Raw genomic sequence first — 21362 nt, 5'->3', positions numbered from 1 at the left:
AACGCCATGTTGAAATTGTCTGAAGAGGTTATTTATCTGGATTGCCAGGCCGCGAATAAAACCGAGGCAATTAAAATCGCTGCGAATGAGCTGGAAAAAGCGGGCTACGTTAAGCCCGGCTTTTTTGAGGCGATGCTGAAGCGGGAAAAAGACGTCTCGACCTGGATCGGCGCGGGCATCTCCTTTCCACACTGTGCCAAAGAACATATCGATCTGGTCAAAAAAACCGGCTTCCTGATTTTCCAGTTTCCGAACGGCGTGAGCTGGGGAGCGGGCCAGGTGGTCTTTATTATGGTGGCCGTGGCGGCAACGAAAAATGAACACGTCCAGGTGCTGGCGGATATTGCCGATATGCTGGGGGATGATGCCAATACATTAATCCTCGCCAGCGCTAAGACCAAACGTGAATTTATTGACCAGTTTGAACAGCATTAATCTATTTATTAAGGATGTACCATGAAACTTGCATTATGTACCGACGTTCTGGCCGATCTTTCCTTCCCGGATATGCTGGATAAAGTGAAAGGCTATGGCATTTCCGGTGTGGAAATGACCGCTGGCGGCTGGTCGCCGTGCCCGCACGTGAAAACCGAAGAGCTGCTGGGCTCGCCGGAAAAACTGCGCCAGTTCCAGGCAGAGCTGGCTAAACGCGATATCGAAATTGTGGCGCTGAACTGTTCCGGCAACCCGCTGGCACCCGGCGAACTGGGCGAGAAGCACACTCAAAGCAGCTACCGCGCGATTGAGCTGGCGGGCAAGCTGGGCGTGAAAAAGATCGTGATGATGAGCGGCCTGCCGGGCGGCGGACCGGAAGATCGCGTGCCGAACTGGATCACCTCCACCATCTCCTGGCCTGATTACATGCCTGGCGTGATCGACTACCAGTGGAATGAAGTGGCGATCCCATGGTGGAAAAAATTCGTACAGCACGCGAAGCAGCACGGGATCGAGAAGATCGCCATTGAAGAGTTCCCGTGCCAGCTGGTGTACAACCCGTCCACGCTGCTGCGCCTGCGTAACGAAGTGGATGAGATGATCGGTATGAACCTCGATCCTTCGCATCTGATTGCTATGGGCGCGGACCCGATCGCAGCGGCACGCAAGCTGGAAGGCGCGATCTTCCACGTTCACGGTAAAGATGCCCGCATCGAGCGCGGCCTGGCGGACGTTGACGGCCTGATGGAGTATCAGCCGGTGACCAATACCAAAACCCGCACCTGGAACTATGTGGCGGTGGGCTGCGGCAAGGATCTGCTGTGGTGGAAGGAGTTCTTCTCGGTGCTGCGCATGACCGGCTACGACGGCTATGTGTCGCTGGAGATGGAAGATCTGACCATGAGCGTGGAAGCGGGATTACAGACGTCGATTGATGCGCTGAACGCCACGCTGAGCCGCTAAGTCATCGTTATCGGCTCAGGCTTCAAAGCCTAATTGATAGGGGTAACGACATGGCTGCGGCGATGCCGTTACCCTCAACAGATCGGAAACTCGGCGCGGTCTGCACGCTTTTTTCATGCCACCTGCCAACCTTCAGACCGATCCCCTGTCACCCGCTATCAGCCCTGATCTTTTAGCCTTCAGCCGGATAATTATCAGACCGGAGCATACACCAGCGGGATAATCTGCTTCGCGGTCAGCGGTGCCAGCATCACGCTGTCGAACTCTGCCGCAGATACCCATTTCACCTCTTCGATCTCCGCTGCAGGCTGCAGCTCTCCGTTCACGTTTTGAATACGGAAAATATCAGCCACCAGCAGATGATCCGGCTCGTTGGCGGCCACGTCAGTAAACTGCCCCAGCGGGGTCAGATCGCCCGGCGTAATCACCAAATCAAGCTCTTCCTGAAGTTCGCGGATCAGCGCGGATTCCGGCGACTCTCCGGCATCCAGCTTACCGCCCGGCTGCATAAAGTAGGACGTGTTACGTTTACGCACCAGCAGCAGACGCCCGGCATCGTCGACGATCACCGCAGCGGCGATATGGATCTTCTTCTTATCAACCATGCTGGCTCCCTACTGGCGAAGCCCACTTGGTTGCCGGCGGCGTGTAGTCGTTAAAGTAGTCGATAATTTCCACCAGGCTGTCGGAAAACAGCAGCATATCGATATAGCTCTGCCTGATAAATCCTTCAGCGGCCATGCGCTCAATCATCGCTTTCAGCGGCTGGTAGAAACCGTTCACATCCAGGAATGCGCAGGGTTTCTGATGCATACCGAGCTGCGCCCACGTCCACTGTTCGAAGATCTCTTCCATCGTACCGGCCCCACCGGGCAGCGCGATAAACCCGGAGGACAGCTCGGCCATCCGCTGCTTGCGCTGGTGCATATTTTCCACCACCACCAGCTCGGTCAACCCGGTATGGCCAATTTCTCGCTCAAACAGCGCATGAGGGATCACCCCGGTCACGCGTCCGCCGTGCTGCAGGGCAGAATCCGCGACCGCGCCCATCAGCCCCACCCGGCCACCGCCGTAAACTACGGCAATATCCTTTTGCGCCAGCAGCTGGCCCGTGGCGCGCGCTGCATTCATATACTCTGGGGAACATCCTTCAGCTGAACCGCAAAAAATGCCGATTGAATTCATCTTTTTTCCTTCGGAATCGTTCTGTTCAAATAGGGCGACTGTCATTGGCTCACAGGATACGCGGGAGCGATTATCCCCGCCAGAAATGGTCACGAAACGTGGCTTTTTTATCCCGATGCGCCCCGTAGCGTTAGTCCGTTTGGTTCTGCAATCCTGTCAGAATCGAGGATGCCTGAAGAAAATGAAGCCCAAACGATCTGAGGCTGTGGTGTACTTAACTTTACAAAGATGACAATTGAGAACGATTCCTGTTTGGGTGATACTTCCCCTTTTCTCAGGGGAAGAGCCCGTGGCGGAATACTTTTTACTTTTTATTGGCACCGTGCTGGTTAACAATTTTGTGCTGGTAAAATTTCTCGGGCTTTGCCCGTTTATGGGTTCATCAAAGAAGATGGAAATGGCCATCGGCATGGGGCTGGCGACCACCTTCGTGCTGACCCTGGTGGCGGTGCTGTCATGGATCGCCAATCATCTGATCCTGGTGCCGCTGGAGCTGACCTATCTGCGGGTACTGGTTTACATTACCGCCAGCGCGGTGGTCGTGCAGTTTACCGAGCTGGTGATCCGCAAAACCAGCCCGGCGCTCTACCGCCTGTTGGGTATTTTCCTGCCATTAATCACCACCAACTGTGCCGTACTCGCCGTTCCTCTGCTGAGCACCAACCATCAGCACGGATTCCTGCATGCCGCATTTTACGGCTTCAGCGCGGCGGTGGGTTTCTCGTTGGTGATGGTGCTGTTTGCCGCGATTCGTGAACGACTGGAACACGCTGAAACGCCCGCCCCCTTCAAAGGCGCACCTATTTCGCTGATTACCGCCGGTCTGATGTCGCTGGCATTTATGGGCTTTATCGGGCTGGCGGAGGCGTAAGAACGCGAGCCGCTCGCTGTGATTACCGCGCCAGCCAGAATTCACGCTGCAAGGACAACGTTTCATCCTCGACTTCTGCCACCGGGCCGAGAAGTACAATGTCTTTCTGCCCATGTCTAAAGATATAGGAAGCCGGGATGCTCATCGTTGGATTTTCCTGGTGCCCACCCGTGCAGGCCAGCAGCTTATCCTCGCTCATGCCATAAACCACTTTACCGATATTCGCCCAGTAGATCGTGCCAGCACACATACAACAGGGCTCGACGGCCGTATAAAGCGTACATCGCCAGAGATATTCCGCTGGGTAGTTGCTGGCAGCAATTCTGGCCAGCGTCGATTCAGCGTGATTAACCGTATCAATGTTGCACTGCGTTAATAATACGGTGCTGCCATCAGGGGCAACCAGCACGGCACCGAAGGGATGTCGACCCAATGCGATAGCCCGGCGGCCCACCTCATTAGATAATCGGAGAAACTGAATATCATCAGGGGTAATCACAGTGAAACCTCCGTTTTAAGCGCGCGCCGATGAAGTAACGAATTGAGAAGCACGGCGGTGAATCCACCGATAAAAATCCCACTGCTCATAAACAGCCTTATTGACGCCGGTAAGTGCTGGAAAAGGGCAGGAAATGCCACCGGCAGCACGCCGATCGCAATAGAGACGGAGACAATCAGGACGTTTTTCTCATCGCCAAAATCAACATTTTTCAACTCCTGAACACCCGCCGCCAGGGTCATGCCAAACATTAAAACAGCCACCCCACCGAGTACCGGATTCGGGATTAACGCCACAATCGCGCCGAGTTTTGGAAACAGCCCCATCAGCACCAGGATAAGACCAGCCGCCATTAGCACGCTTCGGCTGGTGACTTTGGTCAACATCAGCAGGCCCGCATTTTGTGAGAAGGCGTTATAAGGAAAACTATTCAGGCAACCGCCAAGCATGGTGGACAGTCCGTCTGCACGAATCGCATCGGCCAGACGCCGTGACGTCGTTGGCTGCCCGATGAGTTTATCTATCATCAAAATATTGCCCGTCGTCTCGGTCATCACTATCAGCATTGACAGACACAGCACCACGATCGGTGCGATAGAAAATTGTGGGCTACCAAAGGCAAACGGCAGGCTAAAACCGACCCAGGGAGCCTCGGCTACGGTACTGAAGTGAGTCATGTTGCACAGCCAGGCAATTAAAGTGCCGATGAGCAGGCCGAACAGGATACTGAAGTTGCGCATCACTCCACGGGTATTGCAATAAAACAACAGAGTGATAGCGAGGGTGGAAAAACCGAGTAGCAAATTTTGCGGCTGTGCAAAATCAGGGGCGTCAGGGTTCCCTCCTCCCAGCCATATCGCTGCGGCGGGAAAAAACGCACCAGGCGGCTAAAAAAGGGCGCAGCCACCATAGTAAACAGGCCGCAGGCAATCACCGATCCGAAGATAGTAGCAATACCGTATTGTTGCCCAATCATAATCATCGGAGCCAGTACGATAAAAGAGCATCCCTGGATTAAGGGTAAACGACTGCCGAAACGCCCAATACCCACTGCCTGCAAAAGCGTTGCCAGACCCGAAGTCAGCAGGCAGGCGTTGATCAACGTAATCGTCTGACTGCTGCTCAATTTCAGCACGGCCGCCAGAATCAGCGGTACGCTAACCGTACCGGCATACATCACTAAAACATGCTGAATTCCCAGAGACGCAATACGTTTTATTGTCAGCGGGTCAGCGGTGCTCTGGTTGTCTACAACATTAGCCATGTTAATCCCCTAATGAACTCGCAAAGGAAAGAGATGGCCAACTATATGTGGGTAAACATGATATAAGTTAGTTAGCTGCTTTCAGTTTTATTGAAATCTCGGGGCTAATATGAAGTATTCATTGGAACAGCTTATGGTGTTCGAGCAGGTTGCCCGATCGGGTTCATTTTCTGCCGCCGCGCGAAATATGAAGCGGTCGCAGTCAGCGGTGAACATGGCAATGAGTAATCTTGAGGATGAATTTAATGTCCGCTTATTTGAGCGTTCTCCCCGCCAGGTCACATTAACCGGGGAAGGAACGGTATTGCGGGAATATATAAAAACCGTACTCGAACAATGCAACGTCCTTGAACAAAGGGTGGCGGATTACAACATTCAGACCGAGGCCTGCATCACCCTGGCGATTGAAGTACCTTACCCAACAATTGCGCCTGTTTTATATGAATTTGCTATGACATTTCCCCAGGTTGATATCCATATCCGAGAACCCCATCACGGCGATGTTGCGGGCCTGGTGAGCCGTGGAGAAGTTGATGCGGGAATTGTCCTCTCCCGGCGTATTGATAGCGATCGGCTCCAGTTTATTCAACTGGGAAAATTAATTATGGTTCATGTCGTCAGTGCCTCACACCCACTGGTGAATCAAAGCCCCGTCTCATTTACAGATCTGCATCGCTGGCGGCATATCACTTTTGGCCTCCAGGAACAGCATATTGCGACTACAGAATATCTTGGCAGTCCGATGCTTTGGCGCGTAGAAAGTTATAACGCCATGATTGCCGCTGCCATCGCGGGATTGGGGTGGGCATCTCTGCCGCGTCTGTTTGTTCAGAAAGAGCTTAGCGAAGGTACGCTTGTCGAACTGCGCCAGCAGGAATATCCTCATACGGACTGGGTGGTTGGCGTCGATTTGCTCTGGTCGAAGAAAAAGAACGTGGGCAATTCGCTTAACTGGCTGCGAAATCGCATCATTCAGCACAAAATTTTCGAGCACGATAACAGTGGCAACCGAACAACTTTATAAGCATGGCAATCCGACGAATTAATCCTGAAACGACCCGGCTATGAACACTCTCGATCACCTCTTCCAGCGGCTTGCCCGCTCCCCGTTCCGTCAGCGCTTTCATTTGGGCAGCGCGGAATATCGCTATTGCCAGGAGAAAGGCCGGGCGCTGGTCGAGCAGCATACCGCAGAGTTTGTCCGTGCCCGACTGGCACCGGCAGAACCGGCCAATGAAGGAAAACAGACGCCGATGCGCGGCCATCCGGTGTTTATCGCCCAGCACGCCACCGCCACCTGCTGCCGTGGCTGCCTGAGTAAATGGCATGATATCCCGCCGCATCAACCGATGAGTGAAGAGCAGCAGCAGTGGGTCTGCGAGGTAATTCTGCACTGGATTAACCATGAGATGCAGCGGCCCGCTCCACCGGAAAAAGCAGTAAAGAAAGGCAGGCAACAAGAAGAGAACGGCGGCCAGTTGGATCTGCTGTAGCGGCGCGGGCCTCCCTGACCGGCGCAGTTTAGTGCGATGCCCCGACCGGGCACTGCATACTGAAAAACAGTTGATAAAGGTGACTGCGCAGCGCCGCCTGCCGCTGCAGCAGCGTTGGGTCCGTCAGATCGTGACGCGGGCGCGGCAGATCCACCGGGATAATGCTGTTTACGCTGCCGGGGTTCGGCGACAGCACTACGATACGGTCGGCCAGCAGAATCGCTTCGTCGATATCGTGGGTGACAAACACCACGGTTTTCCCGCTCTCCTGCCACAGCCGCAGCAACAGCTGCTGCATCTCGAAACGCGTAAAAGCATCGAGCGCGCCGAATGGCTCGTCCATCAGCAGCAGCTGCGGGCGCACCGCCAGCGCGCGGGCAATCGCCAGCCGCTGCTTCATGCCGCCGGAAAGTACCGAGGTCCACGCCTTTGCCTGCCCGGCCAGCCCGACTTTCTCCAGCAGCTCGCGTGCCGCCTGCCGGGCGGCCTTTTTCGTCGCGCCCTGCAGCGTCAGGCCGAAGGCGACGTTATCCTCCACGCTCAGCCAGGGAAACACGGAATACGACTGGAACACCATGCCGATCTTCACCGCCGGTGCCAGCCGCAGCTCGCCGGAATCATGCTGTTCCAGCCCGGCAATAATCCGCAGCAGGGTCGACTTGCCGCAGCCCGACGGGCCGAGCAGCGCCACGATCTCGCCCTGCGCTACCTGCAGGTCAATATCCCGCAGCACCTGTCTGTTTTTTCCAGCGTGGGGGAAGGTTTTCCCCAGCTGGCGAACGTCGACAACGCTGGTCATCGCGTGGCCTCCTGTGCCGAAGGAACATAGGGAAACAGCAGCCGGCCACCGAGCACGAACAGCGCGTCGCTGATAATACCGACCACGCCAATGGCAATCACCCCGGCGAACAGCGTGGTGATGTCCATATAGCGGGAGGCGCGCAGGATGGCGAAGCCGATGCCGCTCTGTGCCGCCACCATCTCCGCCACCACAATGTAGGTCCAGGCCCAGCCCAGCGTAATGCGCATCTTCTCCCATATTGCCGGGAGTGCGGCGGGCAGGATCACCCGCAGCAGGCGCTGGACGCGCGTGGCACCGAGGATCGCCGCCGACTCCTTAAACTCTTTCGGCACCTCGCGCAGGCAGCCCGCGACCATCAGGGTGAGATGGAAGTAGGCGCCGATAAAAATCACCGCCAGCTTCTGTCCCTCACCAATGCCCATCCACAGCACCAGCAGCGGAATAAAGGCGGTGGCGGGCATATAGCGGATAAACGAGAACAGCGGGGCCAGCAGGTACCGGCCGCGCGTGGTCACGCCCATCAGCACGCCGAACGGCACCGCCGCCAGCACCGCCAGCAGGAAGCCGGCGGTCACCCGCAGAATGCTGACGCCGAGGTCGCGGCTCAAACTGCCGTCGATAAACAGCTGCTGCGCGCGGGCGGCGACCGCCAGCGGTCCCGGCAGGAACATCGCCGGGAACAGCTGCGCCAGCCACACCCCCTGCCACAGCGCGAGCAGGATGAAAATGCCGAGCAGGCCGTAGCGGTATTGCCGCCCGCGGCGATGACGCGACGCGCGTTGCTGCAGAGGATTCATTACTGCCCGCCCGTTATTTCAGTACGGTGCGCAGTGCGCTGCGGTCAACCAGCTTGTCCGCCGTCGCCGGTTTGGCGATGGCACCGGCCTGCTGATAAATCGCCGAACCGTTATTAATCACGCTGTCGATGCCATCATCCTGCAAAAAATAGGCTTTGTTGATTTCCGGCGAGCCGAATTTCAGCAGCGTCAGGCCGCTCTTCACATCCTCCAGCGGGATGCCGGACGTTTTGGCGATAATGGCTTCACTCTCCTGCGGATGGCTGTGCCAGAACTGGTATGCAGCAAAGTAGGCGTTAATAAAGCCGGTGACCGCCTGCGGATGCTGAGCAATAAAGTCGGTACGCAGCGCCAGCGTATCGGCAATCAGGCCCGGTTTCTGTTTGGTGCTGTACAGCACATGGCCACCGGCACGTTTGCTCGCCTGCGCCAGCCATGGGTCCCAGGTGGCGGCAACGTCGATCTGACCGGCGATAAACGCCGCACCGGCATCGGAACCTTTCATATTCACCACCGAAATATCCGACGGCTTCAGCCCGGCGTCTTTCAACGCGTTAAGCAGCAGGAAATACGCCGGAGACCCTTCCTCCACGCCGATCTTGCGGCCCTTCAGCTGCGCAACGTCGGTGATATCTTTGGTTGCCAGAATCCCCTCGGCGCCGTACGACTGGCTGATATCCAGCACCTGCTTCAGGCCCAGCTTCTCGGCATCGTAGAAGATGAAGGTGTCTACGGTGCTGACCCAGCCGTCGAGATCGCCGCGCACCACTGCGGCAGCGGTTGACGGCTTATCTTCGGTGCTGACCAGATCGACGTTGAGATCCTGCTGTTTGAAATAGCCTTTTTCCTGCGCCAGATACAGCAGGCCGTAGCCGACAAAGGTATTCGCGCCGATCTTGATGGTGGTACTCTGCGCCCAGGCAGAGACGTTAGCGAGCAGCAGCGTCGCTAACAGTACGAGTGATTTTTTCATAAGTGCCCCTGGTGTTAGTAAGAGAAAATTTTGCCGTAATGTATTGAATTATGATGACAATCAGCTAACTGCATTGCATGCCAGGCCAGTGCCTGGTTACTGGTAATCACCGGAATACCGAGGTCGGCTTCCAGTCGGGTAATAATGTCGGAGCAGCGCATCGCGGTGCAGGAGATAAACAGGCCGTCGGCACCCGACTGCCGTACCAGCTGCAGTGCGGCCTGCCAGATGGCCTGCGGCGCAACGCGGCAAATCTGCGGATCGCTATTCTTGCTGAAGCAGCCGCGCGCCACGACTGCCGCTCCCCCGTTCGCCGGCCAGAAGTCGTCGAACAGCTGATTCAGCGCCGGTTCGTAGGGTGTCAGCACCGCCAGCCGGTTAATCCCCAGCGTTGAGACCGCCGCCAGCGCCGCGCGGATCGGGTCGGTCACCGCCACCTGCGGGCGCGCCGCCCGGATAATCTGTTCCAGCGCTGCGCTGCCCAGAACCATAGACGCCGAGGTGCAGCCAAAGGCGACAACGTCCAGCCGGTCGTTAGGGACCAGCCGCGCGACCACCGCCGGGATCTCATCCCGCAGCGCGCCCAGCGTCTCCGGCGACAGCGTCGGTGCCATGCTGATGCGGGAAGCGAACAGCCCGACACCGTCGGCCGGCAGGAAGCGCCGCACCTCCTGTTCAATCACCACATCGCTGTCCAGCACGATCAGGCCAATTGCCGCGTGCCGCGCCGGACCGTCGTCACTCTGTGCTGTAAAGGTTTGCCACTGGTTCATTATTTTCATCTCAACGTCTGTAATACCCCTACAATCCGATAATTGAATTGAAGAGGGAAATACGCAGTTATTCTTTCTTATTATTTTTTAATTAACGCTTATCATGTTGTTTTTAATGAAAATATAAACAAGCTCATTAATCACATCAGGCGAAATAACATCAATATATGAATAAAACAGAACGATCAGCCCGGCTCGTTGGCCGCCGCCAGCAGCGTGTGCAGCAGCAGGTCAGCGCCGTTCGTTGACCACGCTGGCAGGATGTTCTCGGCCTCGTTGTGGCTGATGCCTTTTTCACAGGGAATAAAGATCATCGCCGTCGGAGCCACCCGGCTGAGGTAGCACGCGTCGTGCCCCGCTCCGGAAACCATGCTGCGCTGCGTCAGCCCCAGCGCTCCGGCCGCACGCTCAATGCGCGCAACGCAGCCCTGATCAAAGGCGATCGGCGCGTAGTCAAATATTTTCCCGGCGCTGACCGTCAGCCGCCGCTCGCCGAGCGTTGCCAGCGCAGCGTGCAGCGCGGCCTCCATGCGATCGAGGGCGTCGGCGTCGGGATGGCGAAACTCAACGGTGAAAAACACCCGGCCCGGCACCACGTTGCGCGAATTGGGGGTCAGCTGCGCCATGCCGACCGTCGCCCGGCCGTCGTCGGCGAACTGCCTGCCGATGCGCTCTACCGCCAGCGCCACCTCGGCGAAGCCGCACAGCGCATCCTGTCGCAGGTCCATCGGTGTGGTTCCGGCATGCGCCGCAAAGCCGGTCAGGGTGATTTCAAACCAGCGCTGGCCCATCGCCGCGCGCACGATGCCCACGTCGGTGCCGGTCTCCTCCAGAATCGGTCCCTGCTCAATGTGCAGCTCGAAGCAGGCGTGAAGCGGGATCGCCCGCGCCGCTGCCGTACCGCGATAGCCGATGGCCCGCAGCGCCTCATCCACGCTGATGCCGTCGCCGTCGCGGCGTGCCAGCGCGTACTCGCGGGAGAACACCCCGGTCCACACGCCGGATGCCAGCATCGCCGGGGTGAAGCGCGCGCCCTCCTCGTTGGTCCAGTTCACCAGCAGCAGATCGCGTTCAGTCTCAATACCGCGCTCGTTGAGGGTGCGCAGTACCTCCAGCCCCGCCAGCACGCCGTAAATGCCGTCGTAATTGCCGCCCAGCGGCTGCGAGTCGCCGTGTGAACCTGTCATTACCGGTGCCAGCTGCGGATTGCGGCCCGGTCGGCGGATAAATTGATTGCCAATCTCGTCAATCTCGCAGTGAAAACCCGCCTCAGTAGCCCAGTGGCGCAGCGTATCGCGCCCCTGGCGGTCCTCGGCGCTCAGCGCCAGCCGGGTAACTCCACCCGCCGGGGTGGCACCGAACGTGGCAAAGGTGTGCAGCGTCTGCCACAGGCGCTCGCCGTTAACCCGCAGATCGGCGCTCATCGTTCGCCGTCCGGTTTCACCCGGTAGCGAAAATCGCAGCGCGGCGCGCCCGACATCACGGTAGTGGTCCGCATCAGCTCAACGTCAGGCGCATAGCCGACGATAAACTTGTCGTCGCGCGCGCAGGAGAGCAAGTGACCAATCTCACCCAGCCCCATTTCGTGATACATCTCCGCGTAACGGCAGCGGGTAACGTCATAGTTGTACTGCTGGCCGTCGTCGTCGAGCACCCGTACCTCCAGCGCGTTGTCTTTCTCCCACAGGTATTGCAGAGCGACGAAGCTGCGCAGATCGGCCCGTTTCGGCTCCCGGGCGGCAAATTCGCGCCCGGCCTGGATCGCCGCGTTTTCGATCGCCTCGCCAATGATCGCCTGTGCACGATCCTTGCCCAGATCGCGCACCAGCAGGTCATAGATCGGTTTGATGATCTCCGCTTCAATTTTCCGGCGGGCAAGAATGCCCAGCTCCTGATTCTGACTACAGCTCATCGTGCCTCTCCCGTTAGTTACCCCCGACACAAGCGTAGCCGCCAATCGGGTATCCACAGTTGTCGTATGGAATAGTGCGTTGCGGGCCTACGATCCGTTAACTGAGTTAAATTGTGAAATACGGAATCCTTCTTACTTATCGTAAAATTGATTTGAGGTAGTTAGCTGAATTCACTATGTTTTATAAAAACGCCAACCACCTTAAAACTGAGAATTATTGATTCATATGAATAAAACAGAACAGTCGGATTTTCCGGCGAGCGGTGAACTATCAGACGATCCGCCGCTGCGGGCGGTGCGCGTATTTGAAGCGATCGCCCGGCTGGGCAGCCTGAGCGCCGCAGCGAACGAGCTGGATATCTCGCCGTCGGCGGTCAGCCACCAGCTGCGCGTGCTGGAGACGTTTCTCCAGCAGCCGCTGACCCACCGCCAGGGGAGGCGGCTGATCCTCAGCGCCGCCGGCCGCGAATATTACCGCTCGATCCGATCGGCCTTCAGCGTGCTGCGCCAGGCAACCGGGCACCTGATGGAACAGAACCGCTCGCGGCAGGTGACTATCAGCCTGATCCCGCTGTTCGGTATGGGCTGGTTTATTCCGCGGCTGCCGCGCTTCACTAACGCCCATTCGTCGATCGAGATCCACGTGGTTTATGCCAACCACCGTAACTACCACAGTGACGCCTCGGATCTGTCGATTCGCTTCGGCAGCGGCCAGTGGACCGGCTATCAGGCGGAGAAGCTGATCCCAGGCAGGATGATCCCGGTCGCCAGCCGCGACTTCCTGCGCGTGCACGGCTACATTGATACCCCGGAGATTCTGGCGCAGAGCCGACTGGTACACGACGAGGAGCGATCGTCGTGGCAGCAGTGGTTCACCGAACAAAACGTCAGGCGCTTTCGCCGCGATGGCGCGCTGTTTGAGGACGGGCTGCTGACGCTGGCCGCAGTACGGGCCGGGCTGGGCTGCGCGCTGATGCGCGAGCCGATGATCGCCCCTTATCTGCAGTCGGGCGAACTGGTTAAGCTGTTCGACCACGCCAGCGACGACGGCCGCGACTACTATCTCTGCGTGCGGCAGGGAGTGGAACTGAGCGAAGAAGGCAAAGCGTTGCAGCAGTGGCTGCGCGAAGAAGCAAACCGTCTGTGAACCGCACGCCGGTGGCGGCGTTTCCAACCGCCACCGGCCACGCAATCATTTTGTGATCCATTACACCTTTCTTCACAAAAGTGCCCACTCCCACCTCGTGCAAACTTGCCCAGCAAAAAACAGCATAATCAATTAATTAGAACCAGCTGCACAAACGTGCCGGAAAACACCCAATCATTAAACAAATGTGCAAGACAAAGCTCCGTAAAACCGGCCTGAAACACGTGAATATTACTTTTAAGTCGTTCATCGATCGGGTTATATCAGATCAGGACAGCGAAAACGTGATTTGCACAAATGTGCAGAAACCCGAGGATGACGATGGAAACCAGCGACGATATCCGCCTGATTGTAAAAATCGCCCAGCTCTATTACGAGCAGGATATGACGCAGGCACAAATTGCCCGCGAACTGGGGATCTACCGCACCACGATTAGCCGCCTGCTGAAACGCGGCCGCGATCGGGGCATCGTGACGATTGCCATCAACTACGACTGCAACGAAAACCTGTGGCTGGAACAGCAGCTCAAACAGAAATTCGGCCTGAAAGAGGTGGTGGTCGCTTCCTGTGAATCACAGCTGGAGGACGACCAGCTGAACATCATCGGCCAGCACGGCGCGCAGCTGGTAGACAGACTGCTGGAACCGGGCGATATCGTCGGTTTTTCATGGGGCCGGGCCTTACGTGCGCTGGTTGACAATCTGCCGCAGGCCGGCCAGTCCCGGCATACGATTTGCGTACCGATTATCGGCGGCCCGTCCGGGAAACTGGAAAGCCGCTATCACGTGAATACGCTGACCTACGACGCCGCCGCGAAGTTAAAAGCAGAGTCTCACCTGGCAGATTTCCCGGCGCTGCTGGACAATACGCTGATTCGCAACGGCATTATGCAGTCCGAGCATTTTAAAACCATCTCCTCCTACTGGGACAATCTGGACATCGCCCTGGTGGGAATTGGCTCCCCGGCGATCCGCGACGGCGCCAACTGGCACGCGTTTTATGGCAGCGAAGAGAGTGACGATCTCAACGCCCGCAGCGTGGTCGGCGATATCTGTTCGCGCTTTTACGATATCGACGGCGAAATGGTTGAAACCAATATGAATGAAAAAACGCTGTCGATAAAAATGGAAAAACTAAAACAGGCGCGCTATCGCATCGGCATTGCAATGGGGGAAGCCAAATACGCAGGCATTCTTGGCGCACTGCACGGTAAATATATTAATGGTCTGATAACGAATAAAGAAACCGCCGAGTCGTTACTGAAGTAAAAATAACAACGTGATTTCACGCAGATTTTTCTGCGGGGAATCCCTTTATCTAAAAAACGAGGGGCATGAAATGAATACATGGTTAAACCTGGAAGGGAAAGTAATTATTGTTACCGGTGGCGCATCGGGAATTGGTTTATCAATCGTCGATGAATTACTGGCGCAGGGTGCCAATGTTCAGATGACCGATATCCACGGCGGTGATAAACATCATAATAGCGAGAATTATCATTTCTGGCCAACCGATATTTCCAGCGCGACTGACGTTAATCAAAGCGTAGAAAATATCATTCAAAAACTTGGCCGCATTGATGGCCTGGTCAATAACGCCGGGGTCAACTTCCCGCGTTTATTAGTCGATGAAAAGGCACCGGCGGGCCGTTATGAACTGAATGAAGCGGCCTTTGAGAAAATGGTCAATATCAATCAAAAAGGCGTGTTCTTAATGTCGCAGGCGGTCGCGCGGCAGATGGTCAAACAGCGCGAAGGGGTGATCGTTAATGTCTCATCGGAAAGCGGGCTGGAAGGTTCCGAAGGCCAGAGCTGCTATGCGGCAACCAAGGCGGCGCTGAACAGCTTTACCCGCTCATGGGCAAAAGAGCTGGGCAAACACGGCATTCGCGTAGTGGGCGTTGCGCCGGGCATTCTGGAGAAAACCGGTTTGCGTACCCCGGAATATGAAGAGGCGCTGGCCTGGACGCGCAATATCAGCGTGCAGCAGCTGCGCGACGGCTACAGCAAAAATGCCATCCCGATCGGCCGCTCTGGCCGCCTGAGCGAAGTCGCGGACTTCACCTGTTACCTGCTTTCAGAGCGTGCAAGCTATATAACCGGAGTGACCACTAACATCGCTGGCGGTAAAACGCGCGGTTAAGGAGAGAAAAATGGTCAACGTTATTTTCTGTGCCCACGGCCAGTTTGCCTGCGCCGTACTGGATTCCGTGAGGATGGTGTACGGCGAGGTCAACGCCACGGCGGTGGAGTTTGTCCCGGGTGAAAACGCCGGGGATATCACGGCCAAACTGGAAAAGTTAGTTAGTGCTCACAATGAACAGGAGTGGCTGATAGCCGTGGATTTACAGTGCGGAAGCCCGTGGAATGCGGCGGCAGCACTGGCCATGCACAATCCCCGACTGAGGGTCATCAGCGGCCTGTCGTTACCGCTGGCGCTGGAGGTGGTGGATAACCAGGATGCACTGAACGTTGATGCCCTGTGCGAGCACCTGACCGCGATAGCCAGTCAGTGCTGCGTCGTCTGGCAGCAACCGGAAACCGTTGAGGAGGATTTGTAATGAACATTACGCTCGCCCGTATTGATGACCGCCTGATCCACGGCCAGGTCACCACCGTCTGGTCGAAAGTGGCTAACGCCCAGCGCATTATTATCTGCAATGATGACGTATTTAACGATGAGGTCCGCCGCACGCTGCTGCGCCAGGCCGCGCCGCCGGGCATGAAAGTGAACGTGGTGAATATTGAAAAGGCCGTCGCGGTTTATCACAACCCACAATATCAGAATGAAACCGTCTTCTATTTATTTACCAATCCGCAGGATGCGCTGGCGATGGTTAAACAGGGCGTGAAAATTGCCACACTGAATATTGGCGGTATGGCATGGCGACCGGGGAAAAAACAGTTAACCAAAGCGGTTTCTCTGGATGAGCAGGATATTCAGGCTTTCACCGAACTGGATAAGCTGGGTGTAAAACTGGATTTACGCGTGGTGGCGTCCGATCCATCGGTAAATATCCTCGACAAGATTAAAGAACACGCTGCCACAGAATAAAAAACAACAGCGCCTGTATTTATGCCGTGACAGGCAGGTACCGTCATATTTCAATGGTGAAAACGATGGAAATAAGTACCCTACAAATAATCGCTATTTTTATTTTTTCCTGTATTGCCGGAATGGGCAGCGTGCTGGATGAATTCCAGACCCACCGTCCGTTAATTGCCTGTACCGTTATTGGTTTAATTCTCGGGGATTTAAAAACCGGGATTATGCTCGGCGGCACGCTGGAGCTTATTGCCCTGGGCTGGATGAATGTTGGCGCGGCGCAGTCGCCGGACTCCGCGCTGGCCAGCATCATCTCCGCCATTCTGGTGATTGTCGGTCACCAAAGCATCGCCACCGGTATTGCTATTGCGCTGCCGGTCGCGGCGGCGGGCCAGGTGCTGACGGTGCTCGCCCGCACCATTACCGTGGTGTTCCAGCACGCGGCGGATAAAGCCGCGGAGGAAGCGAAGTTTGGCACCATCGATCTGCTGCACGTTTCCGCGCTAGGCGTTCAGGCGCTGCGCGTGGCCGTTCCGGCACTGATTGTTTCGATGTTTGTCAGCGCCGATATGGTCAGCAATATGCTGAACGCCATCCCGGAATTCGTTACCCGCGGCCTGCAAATCGCCGGAGGCTTTATCGTGGTGGTCGGCTACGCCATGGTGCTGCGCATGATGGGCGTGAAGTACCTGATGCCCTTCTTCTTCCTCGGCTTCCTCGCGGGCGGCTACCTCAATTTCAGCCTGCTGGCCTTCGGCGGCGTCGGTGTGATTATCGCGCTGATCTATATCCAGCTTAATCCGCAGTGGCGCAAGGCAGAACCTCAGGCTTCCACCACATCTTCCTCCTCCCTCGACCAGCTTGATGACTGATGGTGAACACAATGGAACAGAGAAAAATCACCCAGGGCGACCTGATTAAAATGTTTCTGCGCTCGAACCTGCAGCAGGCGTCATTCAACTTCGAACGTATTCACGGGCTGGGCTTTTGCTACGACATGGTTCCCGCCATCAAGCGCCTGTACCCGCTGAAGGAAGATCAGGTCGCGGCGCTGAAGCGGCATCTGGTGTTCTTTAATACCACGCCTGCGGTTTGTGGCCCGGTGATTGGCGTGACGGTGGCGATGGAAGAAGCACGCGCCAACGGCGCGGATATTGATGACGGTGCAATTAACGGTATCAAAGTGGGATTGATGGGACCGCTGGCCGGGGTCGGCGACCCGCTGGTGTGGGGCACGCTGCGCCCGATCACCGCCGCGTTGGGTGCCTCACTGGCGCTGTCCGGCAATATCCTCGGCCCGCTACTGTTCTTCTTTATTTTCAATGCGGTGCGCCTGGCACTGAAGTGGTACGGCCTGACCTGGGGCTTCCGTAAAGGGGTCAACATCGTCAGCGATATGGGCGGTAACCTGCTGCAAAAACTGACCGAAGGAGCATCGATCCTCGGCCTGTTTGTGATGGGGGTGCTGGTGACCAAATGGACCAGCATCAGCGTGCCGGTGATCGTTTCCCAAACGCCCGGCCCGGATGGCAGCACGGTGACGACTACCGTACAGAACATCCTCGATCAGCTCTGCCCCGGCCTGCTGGCGCTGGGCCTGACGCTGCTGATGGTGCGCCTTCTCAACAAAAAAATTAACCCGGTGTGGCTGATCTTCGCCCTGTTTGGCTTAGGAATTGTCGGCAACGCGCTGGGCTTCCTGTCCTGATTTTCCGCCCCGCATCGCTGGCGGGGCATACTAAACAATGAGGTGGTTTATGAAAACAACAGCTTTACGCCTGTACGGCAAACGCGATCTGCGCCTGGAAACTTTCGAGCTACCGGAGATGCAGGACGATGAAATTCTGGCACGCGTGGTGACCGACAGTCTGTGCCTCTCTTCCTGGAAAGAGGCCAATCTTGGCGCGGACCACAAAAAGGTGCCGGACGACGTGGCAACCAATCCGATCATTATCGGCCACGAGTTCTGCGGCGAGATCCTCGCAGTCGGCAAGAAGTGGCAGCATAAATTCCACGCCGGGCAGCGCTACGTGATCCAGGCCAACCTGCAACTACCGGATCGCCCCGACTGCCCGGGCTACTCGTTCCCGTGGATCGGCGGTGGCGCGACTCACGTGGTGATCCCCAACGAGGTGATGGAGCAGGATTGTCTGCTCTCCTGGGAGGGCGATACCTGGTTTGAAGGATCGATGGTCGAGCCGCTTTCCTGCGTGATCGGCGCGTTTAACGCCAACTATCACCTGCAGGAAGGCACTTATAACCACGTGATGGGTATTCGCCCGCAGGGGCGCACGCTGATCCTCGGCGGTACCGGCCCGATGGGGCTGCTGGCCATCGACTATGCCCTGCACGGCCCGATCAACCCGTCGCTGCTGGTCGTTACCGATACCAACAAGCCGAAGATGAGCTATGCGCGCCAGCACTATCATTCAGAGCCGCAGACCGAACTGCACTATATCGACGGTAATGAAGCCGACTACGATACGCTGATGGCGCTGACCGACGGCAAGGGCTTCGATGATATTTTCGTTTTCGTTCCGAAGGAGCATCTGCTGACCCTCTCCTCTTCACTGCTGGCCCCGGACGGCTGCGTTAACTTCTTCGCCGGTCCGCAGGATAAGGCCTTCAGCGCGCCGGTGAACTTCTACGATGTCCACTATGCCTTTACCCACTACGTCGGTACTTCCGGCGGCAACACCGATGATATGCGTGCCGCCGTTGAGCTGATGCAGGCGAAGAAAGTCAATGCGGCGAAGATCGTCACTCATATTCTTGGGCTGAATGCGGCCGGGGAAACGACGCTGGATCTGCCTGCGGTGGGCGGTGGGAAAAAGCTGGTGTACACAGGTAAATCACTGCCGCTGACGCCGCTGGGTAAGATTGCCGATCCTGAGCTGGCGGCGATTCTGGAGCGGCATCATGGGATCTGGTCCGGCGAGGCGGAGCAGTATTTGCTGGCGCACGCTGAGGATATTAATGTGGGGTGATGGTTGCAGCTTCGGGCCAGCCAGGTGATTAAGCTGGCTGGTTGTGCCCCCGATCGGGCGTCCTCGCGCCGCTTGCGCGGTGCCTTCACTTCGATCGTCAGCCTGTCGGACCGGCCCTGATTGGCACTTGCGCCGGGTCGTTTGCAAAGTCTGGAGCTGGCGCTGGCTGGTTGTGCCCCCGGTCGGACGGTCCTCGCGCCGCTGCGCGGTGCCTTCACTTCGATCGTCAGCCTGTCGGACCGGCCCAGACGCGCGTCCTGCGCGGCTGTGCCTTTCGCCCACTTCCCTGTGGGCGAATCCTGGCTTCCTCTCTACGTTCAGCGCTGCGGATTGTTCACTCGGAGCACAACCAGCCTGCTTTCGGACTTTCGTGTTGCCTGAAAAATGAATTCCGGCTTTCTTCTGGTGAACCCTCAGTAAGCTTCCCCGTCACCAAAAGCGCCTTCCAGCAGGCAGATTTTCGCCGCGAACTGCGCTCCGGCGTGTAGTGCTGCCGCAATATCCCCCTGCTGGCGGAAACTCAGCAGAAAGGCGGTGATAAATGCATCTCCCGCGCCGAGCGTATCGATCGGTATGACCGCTTCCGGTGCCTGCTGATACCAGTTTTTCCCGTCGAACAGCAGCGCACCTTCAGCACCGCGCGTGGCGATCGCGTATCGGCTCCCGGCTTCAACCACCTTAACCAGCAGTTCGCGCGTTTCCTCAAGTGAACGATCCGCGCAGGAGAAAAATGCCGCGTCCAGCCAGCGGCAGAGCGGCAGCGCCTGTTCAGTTACGAAATCATCCGAGAAATCATAGCTCAGCCAGCCGGGGAGCTGCGCCAGCTCGGGCAGCTGTTCATCGATATAGCTGTAGCTGCTGGTGTGGATCAACGAAAAATCCTGCAGCCAGTCGCGATGCGGCAAAATAAACGCCATCGATTCTGTCTGCCGCACGCCGCCAAGATTGGAATCAAGAAACACCCTCTCACCCTGTTGGATGGTCAGACGCGCATAGCCATTTTCCCCCGCCACCTGGCGGCAGTAGCGTGTATCAATACTGCGCGCGGCCAGCGCACGCTGCACGTGCTCCGCCGCATTATCATCACCAAAAATCCCCAGATAGGCAGACTCCGCCCCCAGCATCGCGGCATAGACGCTGAAGTTCAGCGCATTGCCGCCGGGGTAACGCACGCGCCGGTGCTCATATTTGTCGACAACGTTGTCGCCCACGCCAATCACTTTCATCTTACGCTGCCCTTAGTAGTCCACGACGCCCATGTAGCGACGGGTTGAAAGCGGATGCTGACGGATATCGGCCAGCGCCGCGCGGTAGTCGCACATGATGCTGTAAAACAGTACCGGGTTAAAGTAGTCCACTACCGACGCGGGCAGCGCGTTCAGGCCCAGCTCACGGGCATCCACTACCACGGTTTTATCGTTGTAACGGTTCAGGAATGACAGCGCGCGCTGGTCGAGTTCACGCGTACGGCCTTCGTTCATCAGCAGAATAAACGGCACGTGATTGTCGGTGACTTCAAACGGGCCGTGGAAAAACTCGCCGCTGTGGATGGAGGCAGCATCAACACGCTGCATCTCCATCAGCGAGCAGATGGCAAAGCCATAGGCATGGCCGTAAGACGCACCGCTGGAAAGCACGTAAAACAGGGAATCATGCTGATAACGTTCCGCAAAATCCGTACAGCGATCGGCTACCTGCGTCCGGCCCTGGCGGATCACCGCATCGATCTGCGTGAAGCCCTGCTGGAAATCCTGCCATCCGGCATAATCCTCCACCTGGCGCAGCACATCGACACACAGACTGAGGATCAGCGCCATTGGATTATCGGTCACCGGCGTGTCATCTCCCCACTGGTACAGCAGGTTATGATCGGCCCACTGCAACAGCTGCGCTTCCGCATTGTGAGTCAGCGTTACCGTTGCCGCACCGCGCGCTTTCGCCAGCTTCGCCGCCGCGACGGATTCCGGCGTGTTACCGCCGTGCGAGCAGACGATAACCAGCGATGATGCCCCCAGCGCTTTCGGCGTGGCGTAAGCGAACTCATTGGCGGTCATCATCCACGAACGCAGGATGTCGCTCTGCTCGCTGAGGAAATAGTGAGAGGGATACATATCCACCAGCGAGCCACCGCAGGCCACCAGGAAAATCTGACGCAGCGGAGTTGTCTGGAAATGGCTGCTCATCAGGGAGGCGATAATGGTTTGGGTCTGCATGG

24 protein-coding genes and 1 pseudogene are annotated in these 21362 nt (G+C 57.1%); 13 read left to right on the top strand and 12 right to left on the bottom strand.

Annotated elements, in window-relative coordinates:
• The first annotated feature begins 6 nt into the window (after nt 1-6).
• Together JOE09_RS17345 and JOE09_RS17340 are read left to right on the top strand one after the other, a co-directional pair.
• On the top strand, nt 7-435 hold the full coding sequence (locus tag JOE09_RS17345) for a PTS mannitol transporter subunit IIA (protein ID WP_205066620.1): 429 nt from the start codon (nt 7-9) through the stop codon (nt 433-435).
• Between the two features lie 21 nt (nt 436-456).
• Nucleotides 457-1398 carry a sugar phosphate isomerase/epimerase family protein gene (locus JOE09_RS17340; protein WP_105593048.1) on the top strand — a complete coding sequence of 314 codons (942 nt, stop codon included), beginning with the start codon at nt 457-459 and terminating at the stop codon, nt 1396-1398.
• A 194-nt stretch (nt 1399-1592) separates the two neighbouring features.
• On the opposite strand, the gene JOE09_RS17335 is transcribed toward JOE09_RS17340, so the two are convergent.
• The gene (locus tag JOE09_RS17335; protein ID WP_205066619.1) at nt 1593-2003 is read right to left on the bottom strand and encodes an NUDIX hydrolase; all 411 of its coding nucleotides are present in this window, start codon (nt 2001-2003) and stop codon (nt 1593-1595) included.
• Nucleotides 1996-2583, bottom strand: coding sequence for an LOG family protein (locus tag JOE09_RS17330; RefSeq protein ID WP_205066618.1), 588 nt, complete (start codon nt 2581-2583; stop codon nt 1996-1998). The genes JOE09_RS17335 and JOE09_RS17330 overlap by 8 nt, the downstream gene beginning before the upstream one ends.
• A gap of 289 nt (nt 2584-2872) precedes the next feature.
• Here JOE09_RS17330 and rsxA point away from each other — a divergent pair, with 289 nt between their 5' ends.
• The gene (gene rsxA / locus JOE09_RS17325) at nt 2873-3454 is read left to right on the top strand and encodes an electron transport complex subunit RsxA (RefSeq protein WP_105593045.1); all 582 of its coding nucleotides are present in this window, start codon (nt 2873-2875) and stop codon (nt 3452-3454) included.
• A gap of 22 nt (nt 3455-3476) precedes the next feature.
• Here rsxA and JOE09_RS17320 read toward each other — a convergent pair whose 3' ends face one another.
• A complete protein-coding gene (locus JOE09_RS17320; protein WP_105593044.1) occupies nt 3477-3953 on the bottom strand; it encodes a nucleoside deaminase in 477 nt (158 codons plus the stop codon).
• A pseudogene (locus JOE09_RS17315) lies at nt 3950-5130 on the bottom strand (nucleobase:cation symporter-2 family protein). The gene JOE09_RS17320 and the pseudogene JOE09_RS17315 overlap by 4 nt, the downstream one beginning before the upstream one ends.
• 196 nt (nt 5131-5326) lie before the next feature.
• Here JOE09_RS17315 and JOE09_RS17305 point away from each other — a divergent pair.
• Both JOE09_RS17305 and JOE09_RS17300 read left to right on the top strand, forming a co-directional pair.
• Nucleotides 5327-6241 carry a LysR family transcriptional regulator gene (locus JOE09_RS17305; RefSeq protein ID WP_200562381.1) on the top strand — a complete coding sequence of 305 codons (915 nt, stop codon included), beginning with the start codon at nt 5327-5329 and terminating at the stop codon, nt 6239-6241.
• A 40-nt stretch (nt 6242-6281) separates the two neighbouring features.
• Entirely contained in the window at nt 6282-6710 is a 429-nt protein-coding gene (locus JOE09_RS17300) for a DUF4186 domain-containing protein (RefSeq protein WP_205066615.1), read from the top strand.
• 28 nt (nt 6711-6738) lie between these two features.
• Here JOE09_RS17300 and JOE09_RS17295 read toward each other — a convergent pair whose 3' ends face one another.
• The 6 genes from JOE09_RS17295 to JOE09_RS17270 all read right to left on the bottom strand — a co-directional run bounded on the left by JOE09_RS17295 (nt 6739) and on the right by JOE09_RS17270 (nt 11967).
• Complete coding sequence (locus JOE09_RS17295; RefSeq protein WP_205066614.1) at nt 6739-7509, bottom strand: ABC transporter ATP-binding protein; 771 nt, start codon at nt 7507-7509, stop codon at nt 6739-6741.
• Nucleotides 7506-8309: an ABC transporter permease gene (locus JOE09_RS17290; protein ID WP_205066613.1), complete on the bottom strand. Its 804-nt coding sequence runs from the start codon at nt 8307-8309 to the stop codon at nt 7506-7508. The genes JOE09_RS17295 and JOE09_RS17290 overlap by 4 nt, the downstream gene beginning before the upstream one ends.
• Nucleotides 8310-8322: 13 nt before the next feature.
• A complete protein-coding gene (locus tag JOE09_RS17285; protein ID WP_205066612.1) occupies nt 8323-9282 on the bottom strand; it encodes an ABC transporter substrate-binding protein in 960 nt (319 codons plus the stop codon).
• Nucleotides 9283-9296: 14 nt separating this feature from the next.
• Nucleotides 9297-10064, bottom strand: a complete 768-nt coding sequence (locus JOE09_RS17280) for a maleate cis-trans isomerase family protein (protein ID WP_205066611.1) — start codon at nt 10062-10064, stop codon at nt 9297-9299.
• Nucleotides 10065-10240: 176 nt separating this feature from the next.
• Complete coding sequence (locus JOE09_RS17275; RefSeq protein ID WP_205066610.1) at nt 10241-11479, bottom strand: Zn-dependent hydrolase; 1239 nt, start codon at nt 11477-11479, stop codon at nt 10241-10243.
• A complete protein-coding gene (locus tag JOE09_RS17270; protein WP_205066609.1) occupies nt 11476-11967 on the bottom strand; it encodes an L-2-amino-thiazoline-4-carboxylic acid hydrolase in 492 nt (163 codons plus the stop codon). The genes JOE09_RS17275 and JOE09_RS17270 overlap by 4 nt, the downstream gene beginning before the upstream one ends.
• A gap of 226 nt (nt 11968-12193) precedes the next feature.
• Between JOE09_RS17270 and JOE09_RS17265 the strand changes: the two genes are divergently transcribed.
• The 8 genes from JOE09_RS17265 to sorE all read left to right on the top strand — a co-directional run bounded on the left by JOE09_RS17265 (nt 12194) and on the right by sorE (nt 19147).
• On the top strand, nt 12194-13114 hold the full coding sequence (locus JOE09_RS17265) for a LysR substrate-binding domain-containing protein (protein ID WP_105593034.1): 921 nt from the start codon (nt 12194-12196) through the stop codon (nt 13112-13114).
• A gap of 321 nt (nt 13115-13435) precedes the next feature.
• Nucleotides 13436-14383 (top strand): sugar-binding transcriptional regulator, encoded by a 948-nt coding sequence (locus tag JOE09_RS17260; RefSeq protein ID WP_205066798.1) that lies wholly within the window; start codon nt 13436-13438, stop codon nt 14381-14383.
• 70 nt (nt 14384-14453) lie between these two features.
• Complete coding sequence (locus JOE09_RS17255; RefSeq protein ID WP_205066608.1) at nt 14454-15257, top strand: SDR family oxidoreductase; 804 nt, start codon at nt 14454-14456, stop codon at nt 15255-15257.
• Nucleotides 15258-15267: 10 nt separating this feature from the next.
• The gene (locus tag JOE09_RS17250) at nt 15268-15675 is read left to right on the top strand and encodes a mannose/fructose/sorbose PTS transporter subunit IIA (RefSeq protein WP_200547124.1); all 408 of its coding nucleotides are present in this window, start codon (nt 15268-15270) and stop codon (nt 15673-15675) included.
• On the top strand, nt 15675-16169 hold the full coding sequence (locus JOE09_RS17245; RefSeq protein ID WP_105593031.1) for a PTS sugar transporter subunit IIB: 495 nt from the start codon (nt 15675-15677) through the stop codon (nt 16167-16169). The genes JOE09_RS17250 and JOE09_RS17245 overlap by 1 nt, the downstream gene beginning before the upstream one ends.
• Before the next feature lie 65 nt (nt 16170-16234).
• Nucleotides 16235-17032, top strand: a complete 798-nt coding sequence (locus JOE09_RS17240) for a PTS mannose/fructose/sorbose transporter subunit IIC (protein WP_200547122.1) — start codon at nt 16235-16237, stop codon at nt 17030-17032.
• A gap of 11 nt (nt 17033-17043) precedes the next feature.
• Nucleotides 17044-17868 carry a PTS system mannose/fructose/sorbose family transporter subunit IID gene (locus tag JOE09_RS17235; protein ID WP_200562398.1) on the top strand — a complete coding sequence of 275 codons (825 nt, stop codon included), beginning with the start codon at nt 17044-17046 and terminating at the stop codon, nt 17866-17868.
• A 49-nt stretch (nt 17869-17917) separates the two neighbouring features.
• Nucleotides 17918-19147 (top strand): L-sorbose 1-phosphate reductase, encoded by a 1230-nt coding sequence (gene sorE, locus JOE09_RS17230; RefSeq protein ID WP_105593029.1) that lies wholly within the window; start codon nt 17918-17920, stop codon nt 19145-19147.
• Nucleotides 19148-19560: 413 nt separating this feature from the next.
• Here the strand turns inward: sorE and JOE09_RS17225 are convergent, their stop codons facing one another.
• Both JOE09_RS17225 and JOE09_RS17220 read right to left on the bottom strand, forming a co-directional pair.
• On the bottom strand, nt 19561-20373 hold the full coding sequence (locus JOE09_RS17225) for a PfkB family carbohydrate kinase (protein WP_205066607.1): 813 nt from the start codon (nt 20371-20373) through the stop codon (nt 19561-19563).
• Nucleotides 20374-20385: 12 nt separating this feature from the next.
• Nucleotides 20386-21360, bottom strand: coding sequence for an SIS domain-containing protein (locus JOE09_RS17220; RefSeq protein ID WP_205066606.1), 975 nt, complete (start codon nt 21358-21360; stop codon nt 20386-20388).
• Nucleotides 21361-21362 lie beyond the last annotated feature (2 nt).

Source organism: Pantoea coffeiphila (assembly GCF_016909495.1).
Taxonomy (GTDB): domain Bacteria; phylum Pseudomonadota; class Gammaproteobacteria; order Enterobacterales; family Enterobacteriaceae; genus Erwinia; species Erwinia coffeiphila.
The sequence above is the reverse complement of the archived record's forward strand: the minus strand, read 5'-3'. Positions and strand labels throughout refer to the sequence as shown.

What these genes read in the sequence shown, in the direction of transcription:
- JOE09_RS17295 (WP_205066614.1), bottom strand. Translation starts at nt 7,509, where the DNA reads ATGACCAGCGTTGTCGACGTTCGCCAGCTGGGGAAAACCTTCCCCCAC.
- JOE09_RS17240 (WP_200547122.1), top strand. Translation starts at nt 16,235, where the DNA reads ATGGAAATAAGTACCCTACAAATAATCGCTATTTTTATTTTTTCCTGT.
- JOE09_RS17300 (WP_205066615.1), top strand. Translation starts at nt 6,282, where the DNA reads ATGAACACTCTCGATCACCTCTTCCAGCGGCTTGCCCGCTCCCCGTTC.
- JOE09_RS17290 (WP_205066613.1), bottom strand. Translation starts at nt 8,309, where the DNA reads ATGAATCCTCTGCAGCAACGCGCGTCGCGTCATCGCCGCGGGCGGCAA.
- JOE09_RS17270 (WP_205066609.1), bottom strand. Translation starts at nt 11,967, where the DNA reads ATGAGCTGTAGTCAGAATCAGGAGCTGGGCATTCTTGCCCGCCGGAAA.
- JOE09_RS17250 (WP_200547124.1), top strand. Translation starts at nt 15,268, where the DNA reads ATGGTCAACGTTATTTTCTGTGCCCACGGCCAGTTTGCCTGCGCCGTA.
- JOE09_RS17245 (WP_105593031.1), top strand. Translation starts at nt 15,675, where the DNA reads ATGAACATTACGCTCGCCCGTATTGATGACCGCCTGATCCACGGCCAG.
- JOE09_RS17280 (WP_205066611.1), bottom strand. Translation starts at nt 10,064, where the DNA reads ATGAAAATAATGAACCAGTGGCAAACCTTTACAGCACAGAGTGACGAC.
- JOE09_RS17285 (WP_205066612.1), bottom strand. Translation starts at nt 9,282, where the DNA reads ATGAAAAAATCACTCGTACTGTTAGCGACGCTGCTGCTCGCTAACGTC.
- JOE09_RS17275 (WP_205066610.1), bottom strand. Translation starts at nt 11,479, where the DNA reads ATGAGCGCCGATCTGCGGGTTAACGGCGAGCGCCTGTGGCAGACGCTG.
- JOE09_RS17330 (WP_205066618.1), bottom strand. Translation starts at nt 2,583, where the DNA reads ATGAATTCAATCGGCATTTTTTGCGGTTCAGCTGAAGGATGTTCCCCA.
- JOE09_RS17345 (WP_205066620.1), top strand. Translation starts at nt 7, where the DNA reads ATGTTGAAATTGTCTGAAGAGGTTATTTATCTGGATTGCCAGGCCGCG.
- JOE09_RS17265 (WP_105593034.1), top strand. Translation starts at nt 12,194, where the DNA reads ATGAATAAAACAGAACAGTCGGATTTTCCGGCGAGCGGTGAACTATCA.
- JOE09_RS17335 (WP_205066619.1), bottom strand. Translation starts at nt 2,003, where the DNA reads ATGGTTGATAAGAAGAAGATCCATATCGCCGCTGCGGTGATCGTCGAC.
- JOE09_RS17255 (WP_205066608.1), top strand. Translation starts at nt 14,454, where the DNA reads ATGAATACATGGTTAAACCTGGAAGGGAAAGTAATTATTGTTACCGGT.
- JOE09_RS17260 (WP_205066798.1), top strand. Translation starts at nt 13,436, where the DNA reads ATGGAAACCAGCGACGATATCCGCCTGATTGTAAAAATCGCCCAGCTC.
- JOE09_RS17225 (WP_205066607.1), bottom strand. Translation starts at nt 20,373, where the DNA reads ATGAAAGTGATTGGCGTGGGCGACAACGTTGTCGACAAATATGAGCAC.
- JOE09_RS17220 (WP_205066606.1), bottom strand. Translation starts at nt 21,360, where the DNA reads ATGCAGACCCAAACCATTATCGCCTCCCTGATGAGCAGCCATTTCCAG.
- JOE09_RS17340 (WP_105593048.1), top strand. Translation starts at nt 457, where the DNA reads ATGAAACTTGCATTATGTACCGACGTTCTGGCCGATCTTTCCTTCCCG.
- JOE09_RS17235 (WP_200562398.1), top strand. Translation starts at nt 17,044, where the DNA reads ATGGAACAGAGAAAAATCACCCAGGGCGACCTGATTAAAATGTTTCTG.
- JOE09_RS17305 (WP_200562381.1), top strand. Translation starts at nt 5,327, where the DNA reads ATGAAGTATTCATTGGAACAGCTTATGGTGTTCGAGCAGGTTGCCCGA.
- sorE (WP_105593029.1), top strand. Translation starts at nt 17,918, where the DNA reads ATGAAAACAACAGCTTTACGCCTGTACGGCAAACGCGATCTGCGCCTG.